The sequence below is a fragment of the Microcystis wesenbergii FACHB-1317 genome (assembly GCF_014696875.1).
GTDB lineage: Bacteria > Cyanobacteriota > Cyanobacteriia > Cyanobacteriales > Microcystaceae > Microcystis > Microcystis wesenbergii_A.
Window position 1 is genome coordinate 1 of record NZ_JACJQV010000148.1, and the last position, 5,688, is coordinate 5,688.

Annotated in this window: 3 protein-coding genes; all 3 read right to left on the reverse strand. The window is 46.7% G+C overall.

Translation table 11 applies throughout. From position 1 onward, the window contains the following. Window positions 1–294: 294 nt before the first annotated feature. Complete coding sequence (locus H6F92_RS12650) at window positions 295–1,893, reverse strand: SpoIID/LytB domain-containing protein (protein ID WP_190358095.1); 1,599 nt, start codon at window positions 1,891–1,893, stop codon at window positions 295–297. Between the two features lie 150 nt (window positions 1,894–2,043). After that, the gene (locus H6F92_RS12655; RefSeq protein WP_190358096.1) at window positions 2,044–3,093 is read right to left on the reverse strand and encodes a hypothetical protein; all 1,050 of its coding nucleotides are present in this window, start codon (window positions 3,091–3,093) and stop codon (window positions 2,044–2,046) included. Window positions 3,094–3,233: 140 nt separating this feature from the next. Next, window positions 3,234–5,276 (reverse strand): PP2C family protein-serine/threonine phosphatase, encoded by a 2,043-nt coding sequence (locus H6F92_RS12660; RefSeq protein ID WP_190358097.1) that lies wholly within the window; start codon window positions 5,274–5,276, stop codon window positions 3,234–3,236. Between the last annotated feature and the right edge of the window lie 412 nt (window positions 5,277–5,688).

Sequence of the window (5,688 nt, forward strand, 5' to 3'; positions counted from 1 at the left end):
TATGGCTTGATACTGTTGAGTTTTAGCTTTAACTTTAAACTCTAAGACAAACATTTTACGCAGGGGGGACTTAGACAAAATCAGTATAGCACAATAAAAGTTAAGTTAACAAGCTATAGTTTAAAAAGCCGTCCTAAAAGGACGGGGCTTTAACCCAAAATTTCGGTAAATTTTAGTCAAACATTTGATTTACTTAGTTTCTAATCCTCTTTTTAGGTAGGAGAATTGTCAGAGCCTTTCTCTTGCCTATTGCCTATTGCCTATTGCCTTCAGAAACTGATAACTGATAACTGCTTAATTTCCTCGCCAAAAGACAATCGAATTATTGAGAGGTTGAATGGTGGTGCCGGGATAATAGAAAGCGAGAATTTGTTCAGGAGACCAACCCAAACGGGCTAAATTATAGGAACCAAATTGACTTAATCCTACCCCGTGGCCGAAACCGCCACCAATAAAGTTATAACCCTGGATCTGTCGATTGGTATCGTAGATAGGATCGATGTAGAATAGGGTACTGCGAGGCGGTCCCAAAGCACTACGCACCTCATTTTTATGCAGTTCCAAAATCCCCTTATCGGTTTGAACGGTCATAGTCAGAATCCGACCGGAAGGAGAGCGCTTAGTCACTTCCATCCATTGGATTTTCTGGAAATGGGCGAGGGGATGTTTTCTGCGTTTTAGATAGGTTTCTAGGTCTTGACTCAAATCAGCTAAAGAAGCTTGTTTTTGCCAGCGAAAAACCCGTCGGCCCGTCTCATTAAAACCATCTTTAAGATTAATAAACTGGCGAAAAGTTGTCTCATTAGCGAGGGATTGTTTCGAGAGATCCCAGACTCGATTAGGGGAGTCCACCACTGCCCGGAGATAAGGTCTTTCTTCCCCATCCCAAACATCACTAAAGAGGGCAGTTATTCCGCCGGTGGTAGAGGAATAAAGGGCATCCACTAACTCATTTTGGTAGGTTAAAACCAGGCCTCGCGTGGCCGCGATCGCTTGATCAGCCCGGGGATTAGTTCCCGTCAATCCATAATAAACTTGACAATGGGTATCGGCACAGAGTTCGTAATTATCGGCTTGAAAACGGCGGAGATTGCGGAGGGCGTAGGTACGGGCGATAATAGTTTGCGCTTGGGTGGCGCTTTCCGGGGCATCATGACCGATTTCGTGGGGTACAACCCCGCGCAGGTAGGTTTCGAGGGGAACGTTATTAACTAGGGTAAAAGTGCCGTAGGCGTTGGGCTGTAGGCGCATAGTTCCCCCGTACAAACGTACCTGATCGGGGCTATGGGTGACTTGAATCAGGTTTTTTTGGCTCTCGATTTCTAATTCTTTGGGAAAATAGCGCACCCCGTTGATCTGGAAAGAAACTTGCGGCTTTTCTTTGAGTAAAACACTATTAATATAGGGTTGATTGTAGCCTTTGGTTTGCAAACTGGTCAGCAACCAACGTCGCACTAGGGGATTTTCATAAACTTCTCGCTTTGCCCAAACCTGCCAGCGTCCGGGTTGGGTAATTTCCACTTTAATGCCCATTTTTGCCCAATTTTTGGCACTATTTTCGGCGGTTTCAAAGGTGGCGTGGTCGCTCAAAATGACTTTTTCTTGGAGGATGGGAGAAGCGAGGGGACGGGGAATAACTTCTAATTGTAGGCGATTGGTTTGCAGGGTTTGGGATTGGCCATCTTCTCCCAGCACGCGCAGGGTGAGATTATCACCACTGGTACTGCTCAGGGTTAATTTTTCCTTGGCTTCATCGCCAAAACGTTGGATAATGCCCACTCTCAGAAGCACATCCTTGGCTATAGCGGCAGGAATTAGGGTTAAACTGAGCAAGATCGCCGCAGTTATGGAACCGATGCTAATTATTGGTTTTTTTTCCTTGATTTTTAGCATAAAGTCAAGTATCTGTTAATAAGTTTTCATAAAATTTGAGGATATTCAGAGATTATAGCAGCAAGCCGTTAGGGAAATGGGGAATTTCAGCTAAAACCCTAAAACCCTAAAACCCTAAAACCCTAAAACCCTAAAACCCCAACAAAGCATCTAACTTTCCCCATCGCTGATAATGCGTAAACGTACCGTTTTTTGCCCACCTTCATCCAGTTCTACTTCGATCACTTCACTGGTTAAACTTTCTAAACAGGTTAACATCGATCGCAGATGGGGATTGCTTGCTCCCGTGTCCACATAGAGGCGATCGGACAAACTACCCAAACGTTTCCAAGTAGTATAAAGTTTAGCCACGGCCTGCTCTAATTGTGTGGCTTGTTTAACCAGATCCGCCGCCGTATTTAGACAATCGACGCGCAAAGCTTCTTCTAGAGCCATTTCAATATCTAAATTACCCCGTCGGAGAGTTTGCACTTGGGCCGCCGCATCGAGATATTTGGCTAAACTGCGTGCTTCCGAGGTAATTAATTTTACCGTATCTACATCGGGATTAGCGGCGATTTCTTGACGGAGAGTGTCGATATGAGTATCGGGTAACTTTTCTAATTCTTTCACTAGGGGGGCGAGATGACGCGCCGGTAAACTGCCGTCGCTGGCTTTTTCCTTCACTTCATCGGGTAGTAAGTCTGAACTCATCGCCGTCCATTCATCGGCCAATTGCTTCACCTCTCGACGGGTAATTCTCTCCCCTTGTCGGGCTGCATCACTGACTAATTTTTGAATTTCGGGGGCAGATTTGGCCGTTTCCACGAAGGCGCGTTTACTAAAATTATTGATACTATCGGGATCTAGTTGTCCTTCTGCCAGGAGAGTATCGGCACTATTAGCCAATTGAATCAGAGCATAAGCTTGACTTTTAGTGATTTCTCGCTGTTTTAACCAGTTTAAAAAGCCCGTACCGCGACTATCACCGCCTTGCTTCTCTCGGTCGCGAATAGCTCGCAAAATTCGCCCCCGCCAGATTTCCGTTTGCAAATCAAAGCGATCGCAGACTTGCCAAAAAGAATCCAGTTGCTGCTGAAAATCATGATCTTGGATGGTTTCATCTTCGGGATCCGGCAGTTGAAAGTTAAACTCTAGAGGCGTTTCAAAGGCATCAATGATCGCGGAGGTGTCGGAGGGGAACGTCGCAGCATCAACCATATATGATAGACTCGGCAGTTAATCAGGCATTTTATCTTAACTCGCTCTGGCAACCCCCGACAAGCCGATTAATCTTCAGGTAAAACCCCACACCCCACACCCCACACCCCACACCCCACGAACAACTTTTTCAGCAGACCCTAGTTAGGGGAAGCATTGGGGGGACTCGGACTGGTGACTGGTGCGGAAGGTGTCGTCCCGGTCGTGGGACTCGGACTGGTGACAGGTGCGGAAGGTGTCGTCCCTGGACTGGTATCGGTGACAGGTGCGGAAGGTGTCGTCCCTGGACTGGTATCGGTGACAGGTGCGGGAGAAATCGATGGATTGGAAGCGGGATTATGACTCAAGAATTGCCAAGTGATCGCGGCAAGCAAACCGAGAACACCGACAGCGATCGCTACCCTCGGGGGAGAAACGTTAGTGGGTGCGGGGGGAGAGGTAGGACTAGAAACCGAAGAAGATGCTGGGGGGGGAGTGGGTATTGACGTCACCACTTCTTCCTCGGAGAAGGTTTCCTGACTAGGATCAAAATCTTGGTCATTAAGATCGAGAATAATCCGTTCTTTGGCCTCAGCATAAACTAAAGGCGTGACAGGTTCAGCCGCAGGAACTACCCGACAATAAACTAGGGCGATGGTGGAGTTATCGTGACCGTTTTTCTGGTTAGCTAGTTGTAATAAACTTTCCCCCACGGCGGTTACAGTTTTCTCTCCTTGCAAAAGAGGCACAATTTCACTGTCCCAGTATTGTTCTACCCGATCATAATCACTTAAACCATCGGAACAGAGCAGAAAAACACAATCTTGATCAACAATCAATCTCTGAACAGTGGGGTGGAGATTATTGGTGCTACTCATGCCCAAAGCTTGCACTAAGGCCCCGGCGTTGGGATACTGTATGGCATCACGATAGAGGAGATAGCCTAATTTCACTTCCCTGGAAGCGAGATCATCATCCACCGTCACTTGATGACAACTGTGGGCAGTAATCCAATAGATACGGGAATCCCCCAGATGGGCTGCGTACATTTCCTGGGCATGGGCAAAAGTCATGACGAGAGTAGTACCCATGCGCTGACGATCTTGTCTTGACTCCTGATCATTGCGTTGACTGATCAGATCATTGGTGACACGAATCGCCTGTTCGAGGGCAAGACTGTGATTCTCGGGATAGAATTCCATATCAGTGGTGGGACTGGGATTAATTTCCCTAGACAGGGTTTCGATCGCCAATTGAGCAGCGATTTCGCCCCCTTCCTGACCGCCGATGCCATCACAGACAATTGCCAGGGGATTTTGACCATGAGCGAGGGTTATGGCCTGATCCGCTGGGGGATAACAGGCATCCTCGTTGTGTTCCCGCAGCGGACCGGTATCGGTGCAGGTAAAAATCTCATAGGTGCGTTCTTGACCTCCACCGTAGTGCTGTAGTGCATAATCGAGGATAGCGATCAGGGATTCCGGGCGATCGAGATCACCGGATTCTAGTTCTTGGGTCAGGGATGCGAGAAAATCTTGAAGATTAGCGGCTGCCGTCGGGATCAGACCGGCCCAAAAAGCCCCTAAATCTCGTAAATTGGGAGCGGTAGCCTCGTCTTTGCTTAATTCTAGCAATTGCAGCAGCTGATTATTCACTCTCGTCAGAGAAGGGTTGAGCAGACTAGAGACCACGGCTTTTTTCTGGAGGGGATGCCAGAGTTTGGCCATTTGCCATAACCAGTGAATTTGCCTTAAATCGGAAGCTGGCGACCAAACCTCGGCCAGAGTAGGCAATAGTTCTGGATAAATTAATTCTCCCGTTTCATCGAGGGGAATTGTGCCGTATTCTAACAGCCAGATGTCCATATTTAAGCGTTCATCGGGACTGGGAATATAGCCGTAGATTTGGGGAATGTGGAGATGGAAGGGTAACAATTTTAGGTAGAGGGAAATCCAGCTAGGAGGTTCTTCCGGCGCTTGGGGTGCTTGAGCGGGTTTAGTATCAAGAACAATTTGTGGTTGTTTGACCAAATAACGATTATCAATTAGCTCACCAACACGATAATAGGTTCTCACCCAATCACCCATCATCCATAAATAGCGCTTAACTAAAGGAGTACCGCATTTTTCACAGAATCTATTAGTGAGAGGGTTCTGAGCTAGACAAGTTAGGTTTTGACATTGGAGGGTTGTCAGGGAGTCCATGAAAACTGCTTACTCCTAAAGCGCGGTTACTATTAAGTTAATAAAATAGCGTGTTTTTAGCCAGGATGACTGCCAGCATATTGCAGTGTTTCCCAAATTTTAACCTTTGTCGCTCGCTCGGAAAATATAGAACGGAGAAGAATACGCCAAATATTGCAATTTAAAATTGCTTGTGGAGATGAGGCGCTCTTGCAAGAGGCAACCCCCCACCCCCCTAGGGCTGTTTCATTCTCCCATGAGAATATCAAAAGTAAAAGCGATCACTGTCAGGTAAAATGAGAAGTGAACGCGAACTTTTGAAACATATGTTGAGCTTAATAGAAAAACTGAAACAAGTCAAGGACTTTCGGAAAGATCAAGGAAAAAGACACCCTTTATGGATAGTATTAGTAGTAATAATACTGGGAACAAT

Excerpts from the sequence above, each read along its gene's own strand:
- H6F92_RS12650 (WP_190358095.1), bottom strand. The coding sequence starts at position 1,893 with ATGCTAAAAATCAAGGAAAAAAAACCAATAATTAGCATCGGTTCCATA.
- H6F92_RS12655 (WP_190358096.1), bottom strand. The coding sequence starts at position 3,093 with ATGGTTGATGCTGCGACGTTCCCCTCCGACACCTCCGCGATCATTGAT.
- H6F92_RS12660 (WP_190358097.1), bottom strand. The coding sequence starts at position 5,276 with ATGGACTCCCTGACAACCCTCCAATGTCAAAACCTAACTTGTCTAGCT.